This window comes from Pseudomaricurvus albidus, from assembly GCF_018863235.1.
Taxonomy (GTDB): Bacteria; Pseudomonadota; Gammaproteobacteria; order Pseudomonadales; family Cellvibrionaceae; genus Pseudomaricurvus; species Pseudomaricurvus albidus.
In genome coordinates, this window is the sequence record NZ_JAHKRS010000005.1 from 166,842 (window position 1) to 191,738 (window position 24,897).

Here is a 24,897-nt window from a genome sequence, read left to right on the forward strand (position 1 = left end):
GTATCGTCCCTCCATGGATGGGCATCATTTAGTTTGCAGGCAGTAAAACAAAGGTAGCTCTATGAGAATAGGTCACGGTTATGACGTTCACGCTTTCGGTGAGGGCGACAAGATTGTCATTGGTGGTGTGGTGATCCCCTATGAAAGAGGACTCATTGCCCATTCGGACGGTGATGTGCTGTTGCACGCTCTTTGTGATGCTTTGCTGGGGGCGGTTGCCCTGGGCGATATTGGAAAGCATTTTCCCGATACGGACGCGAATTATAAAAATGCCGACAGCCGGGCTTTATTGCGGATGGTGTTTGCCAAGGTGAAATCCAAGGGGTATCGCTTGGCCAATGCCGATATGACTGTGGTTGCCCAGGCGCCTAAAATGTCGCCGCACATTGAATCAATGGTCCACAATATTGCCCGGGATCTGGAGGCTGATGCCGACCAGGTCAATGTGAAAGCCACTACCACAGAAAAGCTGGGGTTTACCGGTCGAAAAGAGGGCATCGAAGCCCACGCGGTTGTGTTGCTCGAGTCCTTCTAACTTTTGTGTCTCTGTCGCCTCATTCTACATGCTGCTCAGATGGCGATATCAAATTTCTTTTTCCTCTCTCGCTCATGAAAATACAAAGCGGGCTAAAGCCCGGTTTTGTAGTGCGTGGCTTGCGCCATATCCTTTCTTTCAAATGATTCTTTGCAAAAAAATCAATTTTGTACGTTAAATCTCAGTCTGACTAAAGTTTAGCCTCTGTGCAGTCGATATATGAGTATTGATTACTCCGAAGACTCACAGGACACATTTGGAATGACCTTAACGATTAAACGTAAACTGCTGATGGTGGCAGCGATCGCTGTGCTTGGCCTCTTGCTTGTTTGGGGATTGGTTGCAATCAATGCCACTTCACAGAAGAAGCTGGAAGCTTCGGAGCAGGTTCTGCTAAATGCTCAAATCACCATGTTGAAACTGCGCCGATCGGAAAAGGACTTTATAGCTCGAAGGGAATTGTCCTATGTTGAAGTCTTTCAGCAGGACTTCGCCCAGGCTGGTCGGCAGCTCAAAACCGTTGAACAGCTATTGCAAGGCTCCGGTGTGGATACGTCAAGTTTGACGGTAATGGAGAATTACATCACCAAATACGCCGATACTTTTAATCAGTTGGTCGATATCCAGCAACGTATCGGTCTGGATAGTCAAAGTGGCTTGTACGGCCAGTTAAGGAAGGCTGTACACGAAGTAGAGCAAAACTTGTCCGATAACCCTGAGCTTAAAGTCGCAATGTTAATGCTGCGCCGTCATGAGAAAGACTTCATGTTGCGTCGGGATGTGAAATACGTGACTCGTTTTGAAGAGGGTGTTCAATCGTTTATATCTGAGCTGGAAAAAACAGTTGCGGAGTCTCGTATAGGGTCGGATATTGCGAGTAAGGTTCAGACCTTGATGAGTCGTTACTCAGATGATTTCGAGCGTCTGGTTGACGCTGAAAAAGAAATTGGTCTTACCAAGAATGATGGTGTCAGAGGTAACATGCGCTCGGCCATTCACGCCATGGAAGAACAGTTTGAAACCATGCAGGATGAGCTGGACAGCAGCATTTTGGATGAGCTGGAATCAGGTGAAAACAAGCTGTTAATGGGGATTGTGCTGGTAATACTTGTTGTTGCGACGTTCAGCTACTGGGTGGCCCGTTCTATCTTTGTGCCCATCGGTCGATTTAAAGACAATATGGTGAATATTGTCGAAACCAAAAATCTGAGTGTGCGTTTAAATCACACTCAGAACGATGAGCTGGGTCAAATGGGGGCTGCCTTCGATCGTATGCTGGATGTACTGCAAGAGCTGATGAAGCAAATCCAGGATACCGCCACTCAGGTTGGTGCAGCAGCGCATCAAATGTCGGGTTCAAGTGTCGAGCTTCAGGACCTTTCCGCATCCCAAAATCGTGAAGTTGAGCAGGCCTCTGTCGCTGTGAATGAAATGAACAGCACCATCCAGGAAATTGCCAGAAATGCCTCTGAGGCGGCAGGTACGGTTACTCAAACTCTTGATGAGGTCATGAGTGGCACCCGGGCAGGAGAAGAGGCCAGAGGAGAAATTCAGCTGTTAACCGAAGAGGTGCAGGCCGCAGCGGCAGCCATGCTGACTCTGGAGGAAAACAGTAAAAACATCGAGACTGTTCTCGATACCATCCAGGGGATTGCCGAGCAAACCAACTTGCTAGCACTGAATGCAGCTATTGAGGCCGCTCGTGCTGGTGAGCAAGGGCGCGGCTTTGCGGTGGTCGCAGATGAAGTTCGTACACTGGCTCAGCGAACTCAGGAATCCACAGTGACCATTCGTGAAACCATTGCAGAATTCCAGACCGGCACCCATGAGGTGGTCGGAAAAGTAACTCGCTCCAACGAGAGGGCAGAAACAGGCATTAGCCTAGTGAGCCGATCAGCTGAAATTCTGGGCAATATTCATAACATGATGCACCAGATCAACGACATGAATACCCAGATAGCTACTGCAGCAGAAGAGCAAAGTCATGCGGCAGAGGAAATCAATCGTAACGTTAACCGTGTAGCAGAAATCTCTCACACTTTAACTGAGCAGAGTGATAATACATCTGCGGCGGGCAAAGAGCTGTTGGTGATGGGCAATTCTCTCAACGAAGTGGTTAATGAGTTCAGGCATTAAAAGCTGTTAAGCGACATCAAAAGAGGCCTGCGGGCCTCTTTTTTGTTTTGGAGCCGTAATTTATCAAGTAGCGGTAAGTTGCCGCTGCGGGATGTGAAGCTCTTTAAGGTTTGGTTATTCTCATAGTGTCGGTTTTAAGCCTTCTTTGCTCCTTTTAAATATTAGATATTTCTAATATATCGGCATATATTAGAGATGTCTAATATTGATGGTGCCAGTTTATGGATCTCTCCAGATTACAAGTCCATGCCGGTGAGGCGGCATCGCTCTTACAGCAATTGGCCAATCAAAATCGTCTGATGATTGTGTGCACCTTAATTGAGGGCGAGATGTCGGTTGGCGAGTTGAATGAGAGGGTGGCCTTGAGTCAATCCGCGTTGTCCCAGCATCTGGCCAATTTGCGTAACGCTGGATTGGTGGAAACCCGCCGTGAAGGTCAGTCGGTTTTTTATCGAATCAAAGGTGAGCGAGCAGTCCGTGTGGTCGCTTTGTTGAAAGAATTGTTTTGTCCAGAAGAGTAATGATTATGAGCTACCAAACTATATCGGCAGCTGAGTTTGCCAAGCGTGTTCAGAGTGGAGAAATCCCCCTGTGTGTTGATGTACGAACTGGCGGTGAGTTTGCTGGTCTGCGTTGTCAGGGAACGGTCAATCTGCCTTTGCAGGATTTGACGTCAGATCAGCTTAAAAGGGTTGCAGAACAGCAGAATCTGGCTGCAGATGACACCGTCTATCTGATTTGTCAGTCAGGTAAGCGCAGCGAAATGGCCGCAGATAAAACGTTTGCCGGGTTGGATAATCCGGTGTGTGTTGTGGCTGGTGGGGTGCAGGCACTTCCTGCGGATGTTCAGGAGCGTGGTGAGCAAAGTGTTATTTCACTGGAGCGTCAGGTGAGAATCGCCGCGGGGGCTCTGGTGTTGCTGGGGGTAGTGCTCGGTGCGCTGGTAACTCCCTGGGCTTACGCAGTATCGGGTTTTGTCGGTGCCGGGCTGATGTTTGCGGGAATCACCGATACGTGTGCTATGGCCATGATATTGGCGCGTATGCCCTGGAATAAGGCCGCTTGAAGCCTTTGAGACAAGTGCCAGTGTAATAAGGAGGTCCCTATGATTTTTCGACAATTATTCGATCGTGAAAGCTCGACTTACACCTATCTGTTAGGCGGCAAAGAAGGTAACGCGCTGCTCATCGATCCGGTGAAAGAACAGATTCCGCTGTACCTTCAGTTGCTGGAGGAATTAAATCTGAAGCTCAGTATCGCTGTCGATACTCATGTGCATGCAGATCATGTTACCGCTCTGGGGGGGCTGCGGGATGAGACCGGTTGTGTGACCATGATGGGTGAGCAAACTGGCGCGGCCTGTGTCTCTGAGACCTTTCGTCATGGGGATGTTATTAGCGTCGATGAGTTGTCATTGACGGTGCTTTATACCCCGGGTCATACCGATGATTCGTACTGTCTGTATTTTAAAACTCCGGAAGGCGATCGTGTGTTTACAGGGGATACCCTGTTGATCAGGGGAACAGGGCGAACCGATTTTCAAAATGGCGATGCGGCAGCACAATACCAAAGTCTGCATGCCCACTTGTTAACCCTGCCTGATGCGACCCGGGTTTACCCGGGGCACGATTACAAAGGCTGGACTGTCAGCACCATTGGTGAAGAGAAACGTTTTAATCCCCGGTTGCAGGTCAGCGATGTGGATGAGTATGTGTCGTTAATGGCAAATTTGAATCTTCCTAATCCTGCGCAGATGGATGTGGCGGTGCCGGCAAACCTTCAGTGTGGCAAGGTCACATAATAACTGTAGAGCGGGCGGATGCCTGAAACCGGCTCAGGCATCCGTGTGTGTGACTGTTGACTTTACATTGCCCTTGGCCAGACGCGTCAAAAGGGTATCTCCTGGCTGGAGTGTTTCGCTGGAACGGACCACTTGCCCGTTGCTGTCGGTGGTAACACTGTACCCCCTCTGTAAAATGTTCAGTGGGCTGACACTGTTGAGCAGGGCTGAGTTTTTGCTGAGCGCTTGCCGGGCCTGTTGTAATTGGTGCTGCATACCTGTTTTGAGGCGCTGCTCCAGATGGTCCAGCTGTTTGCGATGCTGGGTCAATGTCTTAACCGGGTTCAGGGTCTCATGACGCAAAATCAGGTTGCGCAGCTGGTGGTCCTGTTGTTGCAGCTTTCTTTGGATGTTCTGGCGCAGGCGTATTTCCAGATTGTCCAGATGTTGAGCCTGGGATTGCAGTCTCTGGCGCGGGTGTTGCAGTCTGGAAGAGAGGGCTGCCAATCGCTCGTGGGAGCGGGATAAGCGTCGCGCCATAGCCTCTTCGAGCAGCACTTCATAGCCGTAAAACTGCCGTAACATCTCCTGTCCGTCTGGCGTGCAAATTTCAGCCGCAGCGGAGGGGGTGGGGGCTCTCATATCAGCCACATAATCCGAAATGGTGATATCCACTTCGTGCCCAACCGCGCTAATGACAGGGATGCGGCTGGCAAAGATGCTTCTGGCGACAGCTTCTTCATTAAATGGCCAGAGATCCTCTAATGAACCTCCACCTCGTCCGACAATCAGCAGGTCGCAGTTACTGTACTGATTGGCATTGTGTAGAGCTCTGGCAATCTGGCCCGCGGCTTCTGCCCCCTGAACGGCCACCGGAAAGATGGAGATGGGGATGGAGGGGAAGCGTCTGGCCATGACATGCAGGATGTCGCGAATTGCCGCGCCTGTCGGGGAGGTGATTACCCCGATGTGTTCTGGCAGGGTGGGTAGCGCTTTCTTGTGAGCCGGATCAAACAGGCCTTCCTGATGAAGTTGCGCCTTGAGTGCTTCAAAGGCCCTTTGCAGTGCCCCTTCACCGGCATCCTCCATATGCTCGACGATCAGCTGATAATCACCACGCCCCTCATAAAGGCTGACTCGGGCTCGTAGCAAGACCTGTTGACCGTGTTGCGGCATGGTTCTTACCCGCTGGTTCCGGTTGCGGAACATGGCGCATTTCACCTGGGCGTTGGCGTCCTTCAGGGTGAAGTACCAATGGCCTGACGAGGGGCAGGCGAAGTTGGATATTTCACCCTCAACCCACAGCAGTGACATGTGGGTTTCGAGCAGCTGGCGCGCGCGACGATTGAGCTGAGAGACGCTAATGACGTCTCGTTGGGCTTGCTGTGGCGGAAAAGTATTGGGTGTCTGCATGGCGGCATTGTGTCATCCAATGGCTGTGTGCTCAATCTCTCAATTGACTGTTATGAATTGATAGAGTGGGGCCATAAGGGGGGGGCAAGAGGTGTATCAAGGGGTCAAAAGGTATATGGCGCCAGTCCAATGATTGTGTTTTCGACCCGTGTTCACAGGTCTGTCACTGGAGTGAGCTTAGAATCACCCGGAATGCGGTTTGGCAAGGCTTTTATCAGTTTCTTCTCTAACAGATTTAGCCTATAATTCCGCGTTTATCTCGGAACCGCTATAGCAATGACTTTCAGAGGCCTCAGAAATGAGTTAACCAGCCTCGGTTTTGTCGTATCTGCGGTTCGCAAATTCTGTGATTGAGGTTGGATCCCTATGTTACGTATCGCCCAAGAAGCATTGACTTTCGACGATGTCTTGTTAGTTCCTGGTTATTCGGATGTGACTGCCAAGGATGTATCCCTGAAAACTCAATTGACTCGTGATATTCGTTTGAATATCCCCCTGGTGTCGGCTGCAATGGATACCGTAACCGAGGCTCGCCTGGCTATCTCGATCGCTCAGGAAGGCGGCATCGGTATTATCCATAAAAGCATGTCCATCGAGCAGCAGGCCATGGAAGTTCGGGCCGTAAAGAAATTTGAAGCTGGAGTGGTTAAAGATCCGATCACCATTGACTCGAACGCCAGTATCCGTGATTTGGTGGCCCTGACCCAGCAAAACAATATCTCTGGTGTGCCTGTTCTTGAAAATGGCAATCTGGTGGGGATTGTTACCGGCCGTGATGTGCGCTTTGAGACCAATCTGGAAGCCCCGGTTTCCAGCATCATGACATCTAAAGAAAAGCTGGTGACCGCAAAAGAAGGTGCCGAAGCCGATGTGGTTCGCGAGTTGTTGCACAAGCACCGTATTGAAAAGGTACTGGTGGTTAACGACAGTTTTGAACTTCGTGGCCTGATCACCGTTAAAGACATCAATAAAGCTGAAAAATACCCCAACGCCTGTAAAGACCCGGAAGGCCGTTTGCGTGTTGGCGCTTCTGTAGGGACCAGTCCTGATACCGATGACCGTGTTGCCGCTCTGGTGGCTGCCGGTGTCGATGTTCTGGTTGTGGATACTGCCCACGGACATTCCAAAAACGTATTGGATCGTGTGCGTAAAATCAAACAGGATTATCCGGAAGTGCAGGTCATCGGCGGCAACATTGCTACCGGTGAAGCCGCCAAGGCTCTGGCTGAAGCCGGTGCAGATGGTGTTAAGGTCGGTATTGGCCCGGGTTCCATCTGTACGACCCGTATTGTGAGTGGTGTAGGTGTCCCGCAAATCTCGGCAATCGCGAATGTGGTCAGTGCTCTTGAAGGCACCGGCATTCCTGTTATTGCAGATGGCGGTATTCGCTTCTCAGGGGATATTGCCAAGGCTCTCGTTGCAGGTGCACATGCTGTGATGATGGGCTCTATGCTGGCAGGTACCGAAGAGGCGCCTGGAGAGGTTGAGTTGTATCAGGGCCGTACCTACAAAGCATACCGTGGTATGGGATCTTTGGGGGCCATGTCCAAAACCCAGGGATCTTCTGACCGCTACTTCCAGGATGCCAGTCAGGGGACTGAAAAGCTGGTACCGGAAGGTATTGAAGGCCGCGTGCCTTACAAAGGGCCTCTGGCAGCAATTGTCCATCAGATGATGGGCGGCGTGCGTTCCGCCATGGGCTACACCGGCAGTATTGATATCGACACCATGCGCACCAAGCCCGAGTTTGTTCGTGTCACTTCGGCGGGCATGGGTGAGTCCCATGTGCACGATGTGCAGATCACAAAAGAGGCGCCTAACTACCCAGTAGGTGGTCGTTAATCAGGCAAAGACGCACTCAGGTGCTGTCGTAAATAATAGATGAGTCAGCTCCAGTCATTTGGAGTTGGCTCTTTTGCATTAAACAAAACTGTTTATTGCACACAGCAGATTTTTTTTCACAACCGAGACAGGCAATGACCCAGGATATTCACGCTCAACGTATATTGATTCTCGATTTCGGATCACAATACACTCAATTAATCGCCCGCCGTGTTCGGGAGATTGGCGTTTATTCGGAAATTCGTGCGTTTGACATGACGGACGAAGAAATTCGCGATTTCGATCCACGCGGTATCATTCTGGCTGGTGGCCCTGAATCTGTTACAGCAGGAGAGTCACCACGAGCACCCGAGTTGGTGTTTTCGTTGGGTGTTCCCGTGTTGGGTATTTGCTACGGCATGCAGACCATGGCTGAGCAGCTGGGAGGCAGTGTTCAGGGGTCTAATATCCGCGAGTTTGGCTATGCTCAGGTTAAAGTTCATAACAAGAGCGCCTTGCTGCATGATATCCGCGACCATGTGGATCACGATGGCACCTCTCTATTGGATGTGTGGATGAGTCATGGCGATAAAGTCTCTCAGATGCCTGAAGGCTTTGAGTTGATGGCTTCGACAGATTCCTGTGCGATTGCCGGTATGTATCACGAAGAAAAAGATTTCTACGGTGTGCAGTTTCACCCGGAGGTGACTCACACTCTGCAGGGCAAGCGTATTTTTGAACATTTCGTACTGGAAACCTGCGGCTGTAAAGCTTTATGGACGCCAGCCAATATTGTTGAAGATGCTATTAACAAAGTTCGCGAACAGGTTGGCGAAGATAAGGTTCTGCTCGGCTTGTCCGGTGGCGTCGACTCTTCAGTAGTTGCGGCCTTGTTGCACAAAGCCATTGGTTCACAATTGACCTGTGTCTTCGTTGATAACGGCCTGCTGCGTAAAGACGAAGGCGATCAGGTTATGGACATGTTCGCCAAGAATATGGGCGTGAAAGTCATTCGCGCTGACGCCGAAGACCTGTTCCTGGGTAAATTGAAGGGTGAGGCGGACCCTGAAGCCAAGCGCAAGATTATCGGTAATACCTTTATCGAAGTCTTCGATGACGAAGCTGCCAAACTGCAAGATGTTAAGTGGCTGGCCCAAGGCACAATTTATCCCGACGTAATTGAGTCCGCTGCTGCCAAGACCGGCAAGGCCCATGTGATAAAATCGCACCACAATGTGGGTGGTTTGCCAGAAGATATGGCCTTCGAACTGGTTGAGCCACTGCGCGAGCTGTTCAAAGATGAGGTGCGCAAAATTGGCCTGGAGCTGGGTCTGCCGTACGACATGGTTTACCGCCATCCGTTCCCGGGGCCTGGCCTGGGTGTTCGTATTCTGGGAGAAGTGAAGAAAGAATACGCCGACATCCTGCGTGAGGCCGATGCAATCTTCCTGGATGAGTTGCACAAAGCAGATTGGTACCACAAAACCAGTCAGGCCTTTGCCGTGTTCCTGCCAGTCAAATCTGTGGGTGTTGTGGGCGATCAACGTCGTTACGAGTGGGTGATTGCACTGCGTGCAGTAGAAACCATCGACTTCATGACTGCTCGTTGGGCTCACTTGCCTTATGAGCTGCTGGAAACCGTTTCCAATCGCATCATCAATGAGATCTCTGGCGTTTCCCGTGTCAGTTATGATGTATCGAGCAAGCCGCCTGCGACCATTGAGTGGGAGTAATTGGCATTGACAAGATGTCTGTCGCTGACAGACATCTTGGCTGATATTTAAGATTCATCCCAGCCGAGAGGGCTTTTTCCCTCTCGGTATTGAGCTGTTTTTACCAGGCTTTGTAGGGAAGAAACTTACCATTCAACGTCAGAATAACTCGGTCACCTTTGGGATCTTCCTTCTTGTCCACATCCATCGTGAAATCGATGGCGCTCATAATTCCGTCACCAAACTTTTCTTGAATGACTTCTTTCAGGGTGTCTCCGTAGACACCAACGACTTCATAGAGTCGATAGATCAAAGGGTCTTGGGGAACTTCTTTGTCCCATGCTTTGGTCGGGTACTCCATGAGTGCAGCTTTTGATCCTTCAGGAAGATTCAGGAACGCACAGAGCTTTTCTGCTGCTTCTTCTGGCATGGAGTTCATCCCCAGGCAGGCTGAGGTAACCCAAACGGTACCCATGCCAATTTCTTCAGCGATGGCTTCCCAGGTGAGATCTCGGGATTTCTTTTCCAAGATAATGCTTTCGGTAACATCGATTTTCTTCATTGTGATACTCCTGATTTCTTTCGGATTAAGAAGCTTGTTGATAGAGCAAATAAATGATGATCAGCACAAGTAAACAGCAAATACTTTGCCAGAATGCAATTGGGTTTCTTACCATTAACGGTGCGCGATTTTGATTTAGGAAGCCTTTGTTGGGGTGTCGTAAATCATGGAGAAACTCACTGATGACCTCATATCGTTTATAGGGGTCAGGATTCAGTGCTTTGCGCAGTGTGAAATCAACCCAGGCGGGTGTTTCCCGCTCGTCGTCCAGGACACTGCGATATTTCAGACGTCGCTGGGCTGAACGTGTACGAGATTTTGCGACATCCGCCCCGTAGGGCAGGCGGCCGGATAGCATCTGATAGGCGATTACTGCGAGAGAGAACTGGTCGGAGAGAGGTGTGCCGTATTCACCAATAAAATATTCTGGTGCCGTGTACTGGGCAGTTCCTAAAATTTCGTTACGTGTCACTGACAGTGAAATATCTTCCAGCCCTGCAACCCATGTTGAGCCGAAATCGATAATTTTTACGGTGCCTGTCGTTTCGATCATGATGTTTTCAGGGCGTAAATCCTGATGCAGCATTTCCAGTCGATGAAATGCGAGAAGGCCCTTGGCAATTTGCTCCACAATTTCCCGTACTTTCTCGAGGCTCGGTTTGGGATTATCGATCATCCATTGGGTCAGGGTTTGCCCTTCAATATATTCTGTCGCGATATAGAGGTGCTTTTTCTGTCTTTCTATACCGCAAGGTTTGAGCACGTTAGCGCTGTTGATCCTTCGTGCTATCCATTCTTCAAGTAAAAATCTCTCCAGGTATTCAGTATTGCTTTGCTGTTCTGTCGAAGGGACTTTTATAACGACATGTTGTTTCGATGCCTTGTCTGTCGCTAGGTAGACATGGCTACGAGGGCTACGATAGAGTGGCCGCACAATGGTGAAGCCTTCAAACTCGTCTCTTGCCTCTAAAATAGGCGGGAATGGCAGTTTTCCCAATGATTGATAAAGTTCGCTGACTTCCGGATTAGGTGTGCTTTCTACGCGAATGATTTGAACGCTCAGATTGTCGTCGCTGCCATTTTGATAAGCGAGTTCAACCACTTTTTGAGCAGCCAGATTCAGGTCGTCAGTATGTTTAGTACAGAGCGTAATGATTTCTTCTTCGGACAGAAATTCGTAAACTCCGTCAGTCGCGAGCAAGAAGGTACTGCCCGCATTGATAGGTACTGTCAGATAATCGAGTTCTACAAGCTCATCCATCCCTAACGCGCGTTGAAGATAATGCTTGTCGTTGTCTATATAGACTCGATGTTCTTTAGTGAGTGTTTCCAGTCTGGAGCCGTGAAGTTCGTACACTCTGGAATCACCAAGATGAAAAATGTGCGCGGTCTTTGACTTGAAAATGATGCTGCTGAAGGTGCAGACATAGCCCTTGTCCAGATTGTAGCGAAACGCACTGCGCCGGGTTTGAGAATACAGCCAGGAGTTTATTGCTTTAAGCACACACATGCCGGAGTGTTTTACACTCCAGGATTCAGACGTGCTGTAGTAGTCTTCAAAGAAACTGGTGACGGCGGTTTGGCTTGCTTCGTGACTTACGTCACTGCTGCTTATACCGTCAGCCAGGGCTGTAGCGACACCTTTACTGTGTAGCAGTGAAGAGGAGGGGACCCGAATGCCTTGAAAATCCTGATTGCTCGGTTTTCGCCCCTTGTCACTGTATTGGCCCGAGCGAATTTCTAAGGAATTGTTAGGTTGAATGTCAATCTACTCCGTCCTGAGAATAGCCCCAAAGGTCACGAGGACCTTTGGGGTTGGCATGTAGTTGTGTGCAAAGAGATAAGTATTATTAAGCTTCCACTTCACCGCCGATAGTTTTTGGAGTTCTGGATTTACTTTCTCTAACATGGGTCAAATAAAGTGGCAGACCGACAAGCAAGAATCCGCCAGCCAGGTTGCCCAGAGCCGTTGGGATTTCGTTCCACAGGAAGTAATCAAGAATTTCAAAGTCACCGCCCATGATCATTGAGAATGGAAACAGGAACATGTTTACAATCGAATGCTCAAAAACCATATAGAAGAAGAGCATGATTGGCATCCACATCGCAAAAATCTTACTGATGGCGGAGGTTGAGATCATTGCAAGGACTACGCCCATAGAAACCATCCAGTTGCACAACATACCGCGGATAAAGATGGTAAACCAACCCAGAATGCCGTGGGATTTATAGCCGAGTGTTCGTGCTTCACCGATACTTGCTACCTTGCTTGCAACGGCGCCACCGTCTGCCTGATATCCATAAGTGAGGATAAACGAGGCAAAAAAGGCAACCATCAGTGCGCCAGCGAAGTTACCTAGAAATACCAGCCCCCAATTTCTTAGCAGTCCGTTCATGTCACAGCCTGGCCGTTTATCGATGAGCGCGAGCGGAACCAGCGTGAAGACACCTGTCAATAAATCGAATTTCATCAGATACAACATGATAAAACCAACCGGGAACAAGCACGCGGCAAGAACAGCGTTACCGGTTTGTGTTAACACTGTAATCGCAAAAAATGCAGCCAGGGCCAAAATTGCACCGGCCATCATGGCACGTATAAAGGTGTCCTTGGTCGACATAAATATTTTTTGTTCGCCGGCATCGACCATTTTTTTTGCGAACTCACTGGGTTCTAAATAAGACATGAGACACTCCTGGTTTTTTTAACAAGGTATCAGGACGGTTTGGTCGCACCAGATACACGGGATAGACAGATAACGGATTTCATTTTCTGTATTTAGGGCTTAGCAATTACAGTGCCAGAAGCAAAAGCCCTAAAAAATGGCATGGTATTTGGCGGTTTGTCCGGGCGCCTGATTTTTTGTGCACCATTGCGGGTGACTGAGGGGTTTTGTTGCACAATATTGAGGTGCAATATCGTTGGGGGCTGTGATTTGATGTCACGGGCATACTTAAATTTTGCACCAGTTTGAAACTTTGGTGCTTTGAGGTGTGCAAATGAGGGCGCTTTGTATGGATTCAGCTCAAATATACTTCGCGAGTCTCTTTAAACCTTCCTGTTCATCCCGGTTCTGGTTGCAGAAATCTACCCGGGCTAAGTCGAGACCTGTAAGGACTGGTGTGTTGGGTTTTTAAGCTAAGTGGCTTGCTGTGGCAGAATCCCGGTTTGAGTGTTGTAATGACTGAAGCCAAGAAAAGTAATAAAACGGCCACCGGTTACCCCGTCCCTACAATCATGATCCATCCGGTTCTATCAGGACCAGAATGGTGACTGTTAGCTGTTAGCGGTCAGGTGTCTTGATGAACTGTTGCGAATATCTGCACTTGTATCAGTGCTATTAAAGATCTTAAGGTACCCGGATAACCCCTCCATCAATAATCTGACCCCCAATGATTACGTGGCCCGACTGGCTACATAACCTGCTGAAATCACCTAGCAGGTGGCTCTAAAATTGGGAGCCCCTCAATTTTATGGAAGTCTCATCCAGTGAGTGGTTCTAATCCTGGAGAAAGGTCAAGGGTAGAATCACGTATTTGGCCAATGCGATGGTAGGGCAGTTTGATTATGAAGATGCTAATCCTGTATATCATGAAGAAGATAATGCCACTCGACTGGGGTTAACATTCAATATTTACCTACAAGACGTTTTTGGTTTTAAAGGTTGGGTTGGCAATGCAGGCCTTGCTTATTTTGACGAGTCTCATGACCTTGATTTTTATGACACAAAGGCTGCGATGTTTAACCTGGGCGTTCTGTATAGGTTTTAAACTGAAAAGAGTGTTGCTCGCCGGTATAAAACTGCCTCAACAGTGAAGGAGAACGCCTTTTCATGGTAGCAATCCAGATTCAATACTGGTTGAGTATCTGACTCACTGTATCTTTGACCGCCTGTGTTCGATTGGCGTATGAAACATGAGGCTGCTTTTCTGTCCCATTGATAATGACGGCAAAAGCCCCCCAGTTACCATCCTGTTTGCGGAAATAACCCGCTAAACCTAAAACAGTCACGGGTTCACTCAACGAACCTGTTTTGGTCGCAATACGAGTTCGCCAATTGGCATCTTTGCTTTTATAAAAGTTGGAAGGTGAAAATTCGGGTACTGTAAATGATCCGAGAAAGGCTGGAAATAAGTCAGTTCTTAAATACATGGATTGTAATACTGAAACCACATCCCGTGTCGATAACGCATTTTCCGGTGTCAGTCCGCTGCCACTGTTGACGACGATAGGGTTATTTTTGTCGTCGCTCACAAGCCCATTGATAGAGACCAGTTGCTGACCTGCCGCTTGAAGAGTGAAAGGGTGAGGTGAGTCCTGATGGTCGGTTAAAAGGTTCAGGGCAAGAACATCAGCCATATAGTTATTGCTGTAGGTCATCATTTTGATCAGCTGTTCGCTGAGGGGGATACTCTCAAGCAACGCCAGTGTTCTTAGACGATGAGAGCCTTCATGGGACTTGATTGTAATGTCTCCGGATATTTTGATGCCAAGACGTTTTAGGACTTCACGAAAAACCTGTCCTGTTTGCAGCGGGGCATTGGAGACGGACCGATACACCTGTAAACCGTGAAAACCCTTGCTAACACGGCCTGAGATATGCAGTCGATCCTTACCGGTTTTAGTGACTCTGGAGACATTGACGTGACTTGACCCTTGGGTAATTGTGTCCACTTTTCCAACGATATCGATATCGGGAAGTGCAAGCTGGCACATTCGGGTACGGGCGGGCGAGCCTGTGCGACTGGAGGGTGAGATAGCGACACACCAGGTGGCAAAATTTATCCCTGCAGAGGACAAGGGGGCGTCGTAGGAGTATCCGCTAGCTTTCAAGGCGTTACAGCGATCATCAGAAGCGCATGCCACATTGCCAAACAAGGATTCATCGATAACCAGATTGCCCTTGATGTGGTGGATACCCCGTTCAGAGAGTTGAACGGCTAACTGCCAGATCCCGCTGGTATTCAGTGTGGGGTCGCCTCCGCCCAGCAGTACCAGATCACCGTGAACGACGCCCTTCTTCGGGGTAGGGCCGAGTACACGAGTCACAAACGTTCGATTGGGTCCCCAGGCTTTCAGAGTGGCCGCTGATGTCAGTATTTTGGTCAGAGAGGCAGAGCCCAAACGGCGATCAGGATTCAACTCTGCCAGGACTTTCTCTTCGGTAAGGTCTATCACCAAGCCGCTGACATTCGCGCCTGTGTCTGCCAGCTTTTGCAAGGCGGTGAGCCTTGTGGTCAGTGGATCCGATGTGTCGGAAGCAGATACTGTGAAGGGGGAGAGGAAGAGCAGTGACAGTAACCATACCATCGTGAATCTGTAAGCGGTTACGTACATGAATTGCTGGATTCCCTTGTCAATAATGCAGAGTGGCGCAGTGAGTTCAAGTCTTTCTGATGATGCCACTGAAGAGGACGTGAATAACACTTATATTAAACTATCAGAATAGACCACCTACCTGGATCTTCAAAGTGCTCGCTATGATAATCGTGAAAGGATCACGTAGCGATCTATGTTTAATCACTTGCACGGTGATCAATGATGGCATTGTTAATGGCTTGTCAGAGAGGAATCGATCTTTTTGACAAACCCAAGAACGGTACTTGATGTGGCCGGTATTTAGCCAGGGTATTGTTCGCCAGGTATCTCAATGTGGCACTCAAATCTTTTTTTTGTAGGTGCGGGTGGGGATGTCTTGATTCCCGTTGCCCAGAGTGCACAGATGCGATGGCACGCCTCCTGTTCTTAGGCTGAACCATATTATCCTTTGCAGCGTCTATACTGGCTTTGGGGGTGATGGGGTTACTCAAGGCGAATCAGCTGCAGTGACTTTGTGTATTTGTCTGGTTTTTGACGCCGGTTAATGGAGTGGAGTATTCCACATATTCAGGAAGCGTATGGTTCTTTCAAGGCATTCTTGTGCTGCAGTCATTTTCTGCCTGACAGGATGGTTTTCTGCCGTTCAGGCGCAAGAGACAGATCTGGTTGACTGTGGCAAAGGCACAGAAATACTGGAGGCTCTGGAGCAGGAGCTGGCCCTTTCCAGGGGCAGGCAGGAATCGTTTGAGGCCATTGCCAATGATCAATTTTCTGTAGATATCTCCCGGGATGAAGCCATCCCTGGGGCCGTTATCGATCAGCATGCAGAGCAGTGGCCACAAGATATAAATTGTCCTTCGTTGCAGGAAGATTATCAGAGCAAGCGCCAGCAGCTTTTGTCCATTCGCGAAAGTCTGGTCAGGCACGAACGGGGCTGGATTGATCAGCCTCCAGCTCTGAGAGAAATTGTAGATAAACTTTGGGAATCTCGGCAAAGGCTGCTTGAGCAAGGTGAATTGCTCAGCAAGCGCCTTGCCAACATGCCTGACAGTGAAACTGTTTTGACGACTCGTATGGCGGTTGAGGGTGATCAACAACAGCTGAGTGAGTTGCGTCGCGATCTGTTTGCATTACTTCCTTCTCTTAACCGGCGGGTCTCACCTGCGAAAATTACCGATTTACTGGCTTTGTGGCGGCGCTCCCATCGCACCGAGCTGACCGCACCTCCGCAAACTGCACTGGCTTCTTTGCCTGATGATGTGGGTCACATCAGTCAGAAGTACTTTCAGTTAGCGAAACTCGATCTGATGGTGCAGAGAAATGCACTCAATGATCTGCGCGCCTGGTTATGGAAAAACCACAAAGAAGAATTCTCACAGGTGGATGAGAGGGTGACGCGGGGCCTGATGGCTGATGAAGACCGGGCACTGCGCAACCGTCTGGAGTGGCTGGTTCTCGATACCCAATTAAGTTATGCGCCTCCGGAAACAGAACGTGCCCGTTTGTCTGGCTGGGTAAAAGGGCTTGAATATTTATTGGGTTTTCTGGCTTTTCCGCTTTTGGTAGTAGTGGCCCGCAAGCTGGGGGCTCTGTCTGCGCGTCTGCAGGGGATGTTTGCACGCTGGAGTCGTAAACAGCGATTGGCATCACAGATCAGTCGGGTGACCGCCGGATTGCCTCTGCTGTTGCCGTGGCTGCTGGGGTTGTTCGGACTGCATCTGCTGCACCTGATTTTCACCTATTATCATCTGCCTTTGCTGAATTCTCTGGTGCCTCTGGCGCGTCTGTTCATTCTCTACGGTCTGGTGTATCTGGCGGGGGAGTGGTTATTACAGAGAATCGCCTTGCAAGCGGGAAGCTTCCTGAATCAAGAGCAGCTTCAGTTGGTGCAGCGGCGCGCCAGAGCTGCGGCAGCTGTGGCCGTATTACCGTTGCTGCTACAGGATTTTGTCAAGATTGGTATCGGCTCTTCAGTGTTACTCGATATCTGTCACTGGTTCACGATAGCGGGATTTCTGTTGGCCATCGGATTGCTGTTACGCAGTCGGCGTCAGGATTTTATTGATGCCCTGAAGTCGGTGTTGCCTTCCCAGTGTGACAAGGCTATTGAGACGCTACTGAGTGAGCGCTATTTTCTGTTTGTGGCACCCATCGCAGCTCCACCTTTACTATTGGCGCTCCTCGGCAGTTTTATGCACAAGGCGCTGTTTGATTACGATTGGTATCGCAAAGTATTTGCTCGCAGTTTCAAGTTACGGGCTGCGACGGTGGAAGCGTCTCAACCCGGGGTGGTTTCCGACAGTGCCGCTGTAGAGGATTATCAGCGCTGGTTTCTGGATGAGAAAGACGCTTCTCCTTTTATTGATTCCGGTTTGTACGCCAGTGTGCGTAAAAGTCTGGATCAATGGCTTGAGGACAAGTCGTGCGAAAACTCATTGATGTTGACCGGAGCGCGAGGCTCGGGGAAAACCAGTGTGCTGAACAGATTACGCAGTTCGGTGCTTGAAGAGCACCCAGAGGTTCGTGTGGAAGTAGTGGAGGTGCCTGCCAAAACAACGACAGAAGAGGCGGTGCTTGACCTGGTAGCCGGCATACTGGGTATAGATTTAACCACGGGGCCTTCAGCGTTGGTCCGTACAGATGCCGAACGGCCGCCCACGTTAGTGGTTTTGGATAATGCTCAGAATCTTTTCCTGCGTCGGGTAGGCGGACTCGTGGGGTGGGAAACCCTGCTGAGTTTAACCAATGCCCGGGTTGAAAATATCTTCTGGTTGATTGTGGTCAACAACCAAAGTTGGGCTTACCTGAGTAATATCTATGGCAAGGAGTACCAGTTCCGTCATATCAAAACGGCCAGACCCTGGAGTCAGAATGATATTCGATCATTGATCCTGTCTCGCAATCATCTCAGCGGCTATAAAATCCGTTACGACGACATCCTGCTGTCTACCCGTGGTCCCGAGGCCGGCAATATCCGCAATGCCGAGCAGTTGTACTTCAGCCTGCTTTGGGATGCCTGCCTGGGCAACCCCATGTTGGCTCTGCGGCTGTGGCTATCCTCTGTTCATCTGAAAGGTAATACCGTGGTGGTGGGCTTGCCCGATGAGGTTTCCAGCAGCTGGCTGGAGCAGCTGAGTAATGATCTGCACTTTGTCTATGCGGCCATCATGATTCACGAAAATATGACCAGCGATGAGCTGGTTGAAACCACCGCTCTGCCTGAAAGGGTGGTGCGTACGGCATTAAAGACGGCCTACGATGCGGGGATCATTCAACGATCGCAAGAGCGGCGTTATCGAATCGTTCCACTGTGGTACTCCGCCATGATGAAGCTTTTGACCAGGAAAAACCTGCTGCATGAGTGATGATAATTTAGCCAGTGAGCTGGCGGCATTTGTCGACATTTTCAACATGGGGACGGTGTTCCTGTTGATTACCAGTATTTTTGTACTCTGGCTGATCAACTGGTGTCTGCGCTATTTTATGTCCAGGCTCATGCAGCGTTTCCCGACCCGTCGTTTTGCCATCATGCAGCTTTCAACACTGATGAGCTTTCTGTTGTATATCGTCGGTGGCATTGTACTGGTGGTGGGGGTGTTGCGGCCACCTCACGAGTTTTTACTGGCGATCGGTGGCTCCGCAGCGGTGGCCTTTGGTTTTGCGTTAAAGGATGTGGCAGCTTCGCTGGTATCCGGGCTTATATTGCTGTTTGATCGGCCGTTTCAGGTGGGAGACAGGGTGACCTTCGACGATGTATATGGCGAGATTGTGGCAATTACCCTGCGCACCGTTCGCTTGAAAACACTGGATGACAATGTGGTCACAATCCCCAATTCACGCTTTATTACCGATGTTGTTGCTTCGGGAAATCTGGGTGAGATGGACATGATGGTCGTGACGGATTTTCATCTGGCTCTCGAGGCGGATATACAGGAGGCTCAGGATATTGTCCGGCAGGTGATTGTCACCAGTCGATATGCGTATTTGAAAAAACCAGTCACTTTTGCCGTAGAGGAGGTGCAAGTCGCTGAACGCTTGTCAATTCGTCTCAGGGCCAAGGCCTACGTGCTGGATGTAAATTATGAAAAAGCCTTCCAGAGCGACATCACTGTACGTTCTACAACCTTGTTTAGGGAGCGGGGCATCCCCAGACCCATGCGATAACGTTTAATTATGTAAACATAAAGCAGATTTCCCACTATCTGCTTTACCGCTTTGCTGATAATAAGTATCATTTCGCATCAAATCTCAAAGTGGGAATCGTTATGCAATCTGTGGTTAAGAAACTCATCGTTCGTAAGTATCGCAATGCAGGCCTGATTGCGGGGTTGTGTACCTTGTTGGCGACAGGACAGGCGGCTGCCAATGGTGCTGTCGGCGATCATGTGAACCATCTGCAAGATCACTTGGGGCAATACACTGAAGAAGTGAACTGGCTGGTCGGCAAGTTCGATGGTGTTGTCGATACCTATGAAGAGAAAGGGCAGAAGGCGACTCATTCCGACTCCATGATCGAATTTTGGGAAGAAGTGGACTTTCACTCTGCCATTGAAACCAATTATGTTCCGGTTTACGCAATGATCTGGCAGGGCATCTATGGCGTTAAGCAAGCCATTGATGCAGGTGCGCCAGTTGAAACAGTGCGTGCCGAGCAGGCCAAGTTGGACCAGGCATTGTGGCAAGCGCTGGGTGCGGTTAAACTCGCCGCTCAATATCAGCAAAAAGGCTTGTTGGCCAAAATTCAGACAACCGAAGCAGAGCCAACCACAGCGCCTGAAACTCTGGAAGACATCAAGCACCGTTTGGATCGTGTTGTTGCCAAGTACGCAGAAAAACTGCCTGATGCGGCTACGACTATTGTTCACGATACCTATTTACAGCGTTTTGAAGGTGTAGAAGGGGCATTGATTGAACAGGATGCGAACCTGGTCGAAGACCTTGAAAAAGACTTCAACGTGACCTTGCCAAAGGCTTTGAGCAGTAACGCCAGTGTTGATGATGTACGTCAGGTGGTTGTCGCCATGCAAGCCAAGCTGGATAAAGCGAAAGCTTTGCTGATTGAAGCGGAAAAAGACCGCAAAGACGTTTTTTAAACGGTTTGGCTTTCGGGCCTTGGACCGTAAGGATATCAAGTTGCAGCGCAGAACCTTTATACAGGCTCTGGCTGCGGCTGGCACTCTCGGTAGTTTGCCGTTGGCCGCCAGTCGCAGTTTGGCCGACAGTAGTACTAACTCCAGTTTCCCCCTGTCTGTAGACCAACTGCCTCCTTTGGAGGGAGATCTTACGCTCTATCTGGGACGGGGCGAGGGCGGTCTTTATGAAAATGTCCTCGAAGCCATTCGTAAACGCAATCCCAAACTGAATTTGCAAATCCGTCGTGGCTCAACGGCGGCTTTGGCGAATTCCATTGTGGCCGAAGCCAAAGCCGGTGTACGTCGGGCGGATGTGTTTTGGGCGGTAGATTCCGGTGCGATTGGACTGGTGAGTGATTCCGGTCTGGCACAGCCCTTGCCCAAGGATTTGACTTCTCAGTTGAAAACCGGATTTCAATACCCGGAGTGGGCGCCGGTGACAGGGCGCATCCGTACGCTGCCCTACAATACAGATCGCTTGACGGAAGCTCAGATTCCCGACAGCGTGATGGCGTTGGCGGACAGTGATCTGTCCATCGGTTGGGCTCCGGCCTATGCCTCTTTCCAGTCTTTTGTCACCGCCATGCGGTTGCTTGAAGGGGAGAAAGCCACTGCTGACTGGTTGCGTGGTATCAGCAAAAACGCCACCCAATACGCCGGTGAGCTGGGTGTGGTTATGGCAGTGGAGCGTGGTGAAGTGGATTTGGGCTTTGCCAATCATTACTACACCTTGCGTTTAAAATCCGGAAAACCGGATGCCAAAGTGGATCTCGCGTTCACCAAAAACGACGCGGGTTGTCTGGTGAATGCTTCGGGTATTCTGGCTTTGAGCGAAGGGGATCTCCCCGTTAACTTCATCCGCTACCTGATGACCCGGGAAGTACAGTCCTACCTGGCGACTGAAGCCTATGAAATCCCACTGGTGGACGGTGTGACATTACCTGAGGGCTTGCCCGCTCTGGAGACCGTATCACCTCCTAAAGTGGATCTCACTCAATTGGCGGATCTGCGTCCGACACTCAAATTGATGCGAAGTGTTGGCGTTTTATGACCCGATGGCCCAAATCCTATCCGCTGGCACTGCTGATCGCACTGCTGGCGCTGGTCCCGGTGGGTGTGCTCATCGGGCTGGCCTCGGATACCGCAGAACTCTTTGACGCACATAATCTAAAGGTTCTTACCAATACTTTGTTGCTGATGGTGTTCACGGTCTTCGGATCTGTGTTAATCGGCGTTCCCCTGGCTTTAATTACCGCTTATGTGCAAATGCCCTGGCGCAAGTTGTGGCTGGTGATTTTGGCTGCACCTTTGGCCATGCCCAGTTATATTGGTGCATTCACGCTGTACGCAGCCTTTGGCCCCGGAGGTGAAATTGCCAATCTGATGGGGGTGCCAACGCCGTCAGTGAATGGTCTGGCCGGCGCCACTCTGGTCATGACTCTCTATTCCTATCCCTTTGTGATGTTGACGACACGGGCCTCGCTACTCAGTCTCGATACCAGTTTGGTTAATGCCGCACGTACTCTGGGTATGTCGATGAGCGCCTGTCTCTGGCGGGTAGTTTTGCCACGTGCGGTCACGGGTATTGCTGCGGGATCGTCACTGGTGGCGTTGTACACCCTGTCCGACTTCGGTACGCCGGCCATTATGCGGCTCGATACCTTTACCCGTGTGATCTTTGTGGAGTACAACGCATTTGGCTTGAGCCAGGCGGCGATGTTGTCTTTGCAGTTGCTGGTCATTGTCGGGCTGGTGTTGTTTCTGGAATCCCGCGTGAAGAGTAATCACGAAAAGCCGGGCCGGCATCTCTCGCTCTGGCCGGGCTTTTGGCAAAAACTGTCTATGTTGCTCGTCGTTATGCCCATCACTCTGCTGGCCATAGTGTTGCCGCTGTTGGTGTTTGGAGTTTGGTTACTGCGTGAGGGCACTGGCGGCTTTGAGTTCAGCTATGCGTGGAATTCCACCTATGCCTCTATGTTGGCAGCCCTGTTTGCGGTGATTCTGGCAGTCCCGGTTGCCCATGCAGCCATTGCCGGACGAGCGGGACGCTGGATGGAGCGGGTAACTTATCTGGGATTTGGCGTGCCCGGTATTGTTATGGGTACAGCACTGGTCTATATCGGCTTGCAGTTGCCTTTCCTTTACCAGACACTGGCTCTATTGGTGATCGCATACATTTTGCGCTTTCTGCCTTTGGCTGTGGGGTCTGTGCGCTCGACGGCCGAAGGTCTGGATCCCAGTCTGGTGAAAGCTGCGCGACTGCTGGGTGCCAGCCCTCGTGAAGCTTTCCAGCGCATTACCTTGCCATTATCCCTGCGGGGAATGGTGGCAGGGGCGGCACTGGTTTTTCTGGAGGCCATGCGTGAACTGCCGGCGACGTTAATGCTGGGTCCGACTGGATTTGAAACCCTGGCCACGTATTTGTGGCGGGTGTACGAAGCGGGTTATTTTGGTCGGGCGGCAATTCCTGGTCTGTTGCTGGTTCTCATGTCTGCATTGGGATTGGCGTTGATGTTGTCCGGTGAGCGCCGGGCGGAATTTGATGTTACAGAGGATCGGCATCGTTAATGTTGAAGGTTAATAATCTGTCCGTGAGCTACGGTTCTACCCGAGTGGTGAAGAACCTGAATCTGGCGTTAGCAGACGATGAGGTTCTGATGCTGGTAGGGCCAACGGGTTGTGGCAAAACCACCATTCTCCAGGCTCTGGCAGGTTTGGTGCCAATCTCTGAAGGGGAGATTCAGCTGGGTTCATGGCAATCCTCTCCCTCGAAAATCGTCCCGCCGGAAAAGCGAAACGTCGGTATGGTGTTTCAGGATTTTGCCCTGTTTCCCCATTTGACGGTGGAGCAGAATATCTGCTTTCGGTTGACGGACAACAGCCTGGCAGATCACTGGATCAAGTTGCTGGGGCTGGAAGCGTTCCGCCATGCAAAGCCGGGCCGGCTGTCAGGCGGACAAAAACAGCGTGTGGCCTTGGCTCGTACCCTCGCTCATGAACCGTCGTTTGTGCTGCTGGATGAGCCCTTGTCGAATCTGGATGCGGCTCTTAAAGACAGCCTGCGCTGGGAAATTCGTAATGCCCTGAAAGCCGCCGGTGTTCCGGCGATCTGGGTTACCCACGATCAGGAAGAAGCCCTGTCGGTGGGTGATCGGGTGGGTATTCTCAAGGGTGGTGTATTGGAACAGCTGGATACCCCAGAGACTTGTTTCAGTGAGCCTGCCAACCGTTTTGTTGCACGCTTTCTGGGAGAGGCGAGTTTCCTTCCGGCGCATATGGAGCAGGTGAATCAGGTCTCCACTGTGCTTGGCCCAGCACCCGCGGTTGCGGTAAATGGCGCCAGTGGCGATGTGGATCTGTTATTGCGTCCGGATGATCTGTCCCTTATTTTGGCTCCGGATGGTAATGGTGTGGTTCAATGGGTACGCTATGAAGGTGGTTCGCGCCTGTATGCCGTCAATCTCGATGACGGCACAGAATTGAAAGTACGGGTCAGTCATGAAAATCATGTGGCCATTGGGGATCGTGTCCGCATGGGAATTACCACCACGCATCCACTGGCGGTATTTCAGCGCGAACATTGACCATATCGGCCTTGGCGCTTTTTATGGCTTTAAGTGAAATGACAATCTAAAAATAAAGAAAACCCTTATGCCGGAATTACTCTATTGCCGTGATGAATTCACCGATGCCCCAGGGAAGCCGCTGCTGTTGATTCACGGGCTTTTTGGCGCTGCTGAAAACCTGATGGGGATTGCCCGTGCGTTTGAAGACAGACCTGTGAGTCTGGTGGATCTGCGCAATCACGGACGCTCTTTTCACGCCGACTCGATGACCCAAATGGAAATGGCAGAGGACATTTTGCGACTGCTGGACGCCAAAGGCTGGGAGAATGTGGATGTTCTTGGACATTCTCTGGGTGGCAAGGTCGCGCTGCAGTTGTCTCAACTGGCTCCGGAACGTATCAATCGGCTTGTGGTGGCCGACATTGCACCAGTCGATTACAAACCTCATCATCAATTGATACTGGAGGCTCTCGACGCTGTAGATACTTCTGTTATCAAAAGCCGCAGCGAGGCAGATAAGGTGATGAGTGAGTATGTCGAAGAGGCGGGCATTCGCAGTTTTCTGCTGATGAATCTGGTGCGTTCACAGGAAGGCGGCTTTCAATGGCGTTGCAACCTTGAAGGACTGAGAGCCAATTATGAGTCGATTCGCTGCGCTCCGGAATTTAAGCAGGCCTTTAAAGGGCCATCACTCTACATTCGGGGCGGGAATTCCGACTATGTGTTGGATGCCTACCAGGCCGAAATTGATCGTTTTACTCCTGAAGCCATAATCCAGACCATTGAAGGATGTGGGCACTGGCTGCACGCTGAGAAACCGGTGGACTTTAACCGGTTGGCTAAAGACTTTTTAGGCTGAAGTTCCAATAGGAGCTGCAATTTTCAGTGACTGAATTTAGCTGCGGATAATCCAGTTAATC

At 50.3% G+C, this 24,897-nt stretch carries 20 protein-coding genes; 15 read left to right on the forward strand and 5 right to left on the reverse strand.

The genetic code is table 11. From position 1 onward, the window contains the following. The first annotated feature begins 61 nt into the window (after positions 1-61). The 5 genes from ispF to KOI40_RS10390 all read left to right on the forward strand — a co-directional run bounded on the left by ispF (position 62) and on the right by KOI40_RS10390 (position 4,472). Positions 62-535: a 2-C-methyl-D-erythritol 2,4-cyclodiphosphate synthase gene (gene ispF / locus KOI40_RS10370; protein ID WP_216097439.1), complete on the forward strand. Its 474-nt coding sequence runs from the start codon at positions 62-64 to the stop codon at positions 533-535. A gap of 261 nt (positions 536-796) precedes the next feature. Continuing rightward, positions 797-2,671, forward strand: a complete 1,875-nt coding sequence (locus KOI40_RS10375; protein ID WP_216097440.1) for a methyl-accepting chemotaxis protein — start codon at positions 797-799, stop codon at positions 2,669-2,671. Between the two features lie 221 nt (positions 2,672-2,892). Next, on the forward strand, positions 2,893-3,192 hold the full coding sequence (locus tag KOI40_RS10380) for an ArsR/SmtB family transcription factor (protein WP_216097441.1): 300 nt from the start codon (positions 2,893-2,895) through the stop codon (positions 3,190-3,192). A gap of 5 nt (positions 3,193-3,197) precedes the next feature. Next, a complete protein-coding gene (locus KOI40_RS10385; RefSeq protein ID WP_216097442.1) occupies positions 3,198-3,737 on the forward strand; it encodes a rhodanese-like domain-containing protein in 540 nt (179 codons plus the stop codon). A gap of 39 nt (positions 3,738-3,776) precedes the next feature. Next, a complete protein-coding gene (locus tag KOI40_RS10390; RefSeq protein WP_216097443.1) occupies positions 3,777-4,472 on the forward strand; it encodes an MBL fold metallo-hydrolase in 696 nt (231 codons plus the stop codon). A gap of 33 nt (positions 4,473-4,505) precedes the next feature. On the opposite strand, the gene xseA is transcribed toward KOI40_RS10390, so the two are convergent. Next, on the reverse strand, positions 4,506-5,864 hold the full coding sequence (gene xseA / locus KOI40_RS10395) for an exodeoxyribonuclease VII large subunit (RefSeq protein WP_216097444.1): 1,359 nt from the start codon (positions 5,862-5,864) through the stop codon (positions 4,506-4,508). A gap of 366 nt (positions 5,865-6,230) precedes the next feature. On the opposite strand from xseA, the gene guaB reads away from it, so the two are divergent. Both guaB and guaA read left to right on the forward strand, forming a co-directional pair. Beyond that, positions 6,231-7,706, forward strand: a complete 1,476-nt coding sequence (guaB, locus tag KOI40_RS10400) for an IMP dehydrogenase (protein ID WP_216097445.1) — start codon at positions 6,231-6,233, stop codon at positions 7,704-7,706. A 134-nt stretch (positions 7,707-7,840) separates the two neighbouring features. Continuing rightward, positions 7,841-9,418: a glutamine-hydrolyzing GMP synthase gene (gene guaA / locus KOI40_RS10405; RefSeq protein WP_216097446.1), complete on the forward strand. Its 1,578-nt coding sequence runs from the start codon at positions 7,841-7,843 to the stop codon at positions 9,416-9,418. 100 nt (positions 9,419-9,518) lie between these two features. Here the strand turns inward: guaA and cynS are convergent, their stop codons facing one another. The 3 genes from cynS to KOI40_RS10420 all read right to left on the reverse strand — a co-directional run bounded on the left by cynS (position 9,519) and on the right by KOI40_RS10420 (position 12,646). Then, positions 9,519-9,959 (reverse strand): cyanase, encoded by a 441-nt coding sequence (gene cynS / locus KOI40_RS10410; RefSeq protein WP_216097447.1) that lies wholly within the window; start codon positions 9,957-9,959, stop codon positions 9,519-9,521. 25 nt (positions 9,960-9,984) lie between these two features. Then, the gene (locus KOI40_RS10415; protein ID WP_369413179.1) at positions 9,985-11,727 is read right to left on the reverse strand and encodes a bifunctional protein-serine/threonine kinase/phosphatase; all 1,743 of its coding nucleotides are present in this window, start codon (positions 11,725-11,727) and stop codon (positions 9,985-9,987) included. Between the two features lie 82 nt (positions 11,728-11,809). Then, a complete protein-coding gene (locus KOI40_RS10420) occupies positions 11,810-12,646 on the reverse strand; it encodes a formate/nitrite transporter family protein (RefSeq protein ID WP_216097448.1) in 837 nt (278 codons plus the stop codon). Positions 12,647-13,487: 841 nt separating this feature from the next. On the opposite strand from KOI40_RS10420, the gene KOI40_RS10425 reads away from it, so the two are divergent. Beyond that, positions 13,488-13,730 (forward strand): DUF2860 family protein, encoded by a 243-nt coding sequence (locus KOI40_RS10425; RefSeq protein WP_500797032.1) that lies wholly within the window; start codon positions 13,488-13,490, stop codon positions 13,728-13,730. Between the two features lie 79 nt (positions 13,731-13,809). Here KOI40_RS10425 and dacB read toward each other — a convergent pair whose 3' ends face one another. Next, entirely contained in the window at positions 13,810-15,270 is a 1,461-nt protein-coding gene (dacB, locus tag KOI40_RS10430; RefSeq protein WP_216097450.1) for a D-alanyl-D-alanine carboxypeptidase/D-alanyl-D-alanine endopeptidase, read from the reverse strand. A 587-nt stretch (positions 15,271-15,857) separates the two neighbouring features. Here dacB and KOI40_RS10435 point away from each other — a divergent pair. From KOI40_RS10435 to KOI40_RS10465, 7 genes are all read left to right on the forward strand, one after another. Then, entirely contained in the window at positions 15,858-18,644 is a 2,787-nt protein-coding gene (locus KOI40_RS10435; protein ID WP_216097451.1) for an AAA family ATPase, read from the forward strand. Continuing rightward, the gene (locus KOI40_RS10440) at positions 18,637-19,443 is read left to right on the forward strand and encodes a mechanosensitive ion channel family protein (RefSeq protein WP_216097452.1); all 807 of its coding nucleotides are present in this window, start codon (positions 18,637-18,639) and stop codon (positions 19,441-19,443) included. Before KOI40_RS10435 ends, KOI40_RS10440 begins: the two co-directional genes overlap by 8 nt. A 101-nt stretch (positions 19,444-19,544) precedes the next feature. After that, the gene (locus tag KOI40_RS10445) at positions 19,545-20,372 is read left to right on the forward strand and encodes a hypothetical protein (protein ID WP_216097453.1); all 828 of its coding nucleotides are present in this window, start codon (positions 19,545-19,547) and stop codon (positions 20,370-20,372) included. 40 nt (positions 20,373-20,412) lie between these two features. Further along, positions 20,413-21,462 (forward strand): extracellular solute-binding protein, encoded by a 1,050-nt coding sequence (locus tag KOI40_RS10450; protein ID WP_216097454.1) that lies wholly within the window; start codon positions 20,413-20,415, stop codon positions 21,460-21,462. Then, entirely contained in the window at positions 21,459-22,979 is a 1,521-nt protein-coding gene (locus KOI40_RS10455) for an ABC transporter permease (protein WP_216097455.1), read from the forward strand. The genes KOI40_RS10450 and KOI40_RS10455 overlap by 4 nt, the downstream gene beginning before the upstream one ends. Then, the gene (locus KOI40_RS10460; RefSeq protein ID WP_216097456.1) at positions 22,979-23,995 is read left to right on the forward strand and encodes an ABC transporter ATP-binding protein; all 1,017 of its coding nucleotides are present in this window, start codon (positions 22,979-22,981) and stop codon (positions 23,993-23,995) included. The genes KOI40_RS10455 and KOI40_RS10460 overlap by 1 nt, the downstream gene beginning before the upstream one ends. A gap of 67 nt (positions 23,996-24,062) precedes the next feature. Continuing rightward, positions 24,063-24,836 carry an alpha/beta fold hydrolase gene (locus tag KOI40_RS10465; RefSeq protein WP_216097457.1) on the forward strand — a complete coding sequence of 258 codons (774 nt, stop codon included), beginning with the start codon at positions 24,063-24,065 and terminating at the stop codon, positions 24,834-24,836. Positions 24,837-24,897: the final 61 nt, after the last annotated feature.

Excerpts from the sequence above, each read along its gene's own strand:
- ispF (WP_216097439.1), top strand. The coding sequence starts at position 62 with ATGAGAATAGGTCACGGTTATGACGTTCACGCTTTCGGTGAGGGCGAC.
- KOI40_RS10375 (WP_216097440.1), top strand. The coding sequence starts at position 797 with ATGACCTTAACGATTAAACGTAAACTGCTGATGGTGGCAGCGATCGCT.
- KOI40_RS10380 (WP_216097441.1), top strand. The coding sequence starts at position 2,893 with ATGGATCTCTCCAGATTACAAGTCCATGCCGGTGAGGCGGCATCGCTC.
- KOI40_RS10385 (WP_216097442.1), top strand. The coding sequence starts at position 3,198 with ATGAGCTACCAAACTATATCGGCAGCTGAGTTTGCCAAGCGTGTTCAG.
- KOI40_RS10390 (WP_216097443.1), top strand. The coding sequence starts at position 3,777 with ATGATTTTTCGACAATTATTCGATCGTGAAAGCTCGACTTACACCTAT.
- xseA (WP_216097444.1), bottom strand. The coding sequence starts at position 5,864 with ATGCAGACACCCAATACTTTTCCGCCACAGCAAGCCCAACGAGACGTC.
- guaB (WP_216097445.1), top strand. The coding sequence starts at position 6,231 with ATGTTACGTATCGCCCAAGAAGCATTGACTTTCGACGATGTCTTGTTA.
- guaA (WP_216097446.1), top strand. The coding sequence starts at position 7,841 with ATGACCCAGGATATTCACGCTCAACGTATATTGATTCTCGATTTCGGA.
- cynS (WP_216097447.1), bottom strand. The coding sequence starts at position 9,959 with ATGAAGAAAATCGATGTTACCGAAAGCATTATCTTGGAAAAGAAATCC.
- KOI40_RS10420 (WP_216097448.1), bottom strand. The coding sequence starts at position 12,646 with ATGTCTTATTTAGAACCCAGTGAGTTCGCAAAAAAAATGGTCGATGCC.
- dacB (WP_216097450.1), bottom strand. The coding sequence starts at position 15,270 with ATGGTATGGTTACTGTCACTGCTCTTCCTCTCCCCCTTCACAGTATCT.
- KOI40_RS10435 (WP_216097451.1), top strand. The coding sequence starts at position 15,858 with ATGGTTCTTTCAAGGCATTCTTGTGCTGCAGTCATTTTCTGCCTGACA.
- KOI40_RS10440 (WP_216097452.1), top strand. The coding sequence starts at position 18,637 with ATGAGTGATGATAATTTAGCCAGTGAGCTGGCGGCATTTGTCGACATT.
- KOI40_RS10445 (WP_216097453.1), top strand. The coding sequence starts at position 19,545 with ATGCAATCTGTGGTTAAGAAACTCATCGTTCGTAAGTATCGCAATGCA.
- KOI40_RS10455 (WP_216097455.1), top strand. The coding sequence starts at position 21,459 with ATGACCCGATGGCCCAAATCCTATCCGCTGGCACTGCTGATCGCACTG.
- KOI40_RS10460 (WP_216097456.1), top strand. The coding sequence starts at position 22,979 with ATGTTGAAGGTTAATAATCTGTCCGTGAGCTACGGTTCTACCCGAGTG.
- KOI40_RS10465 (WP_216097457.1), top strand. The coding sequence starts at position 24,063 with ATGCCGGAATTACTCTATTGCCGTGATGAATTCACCGATGCCCCAGGG.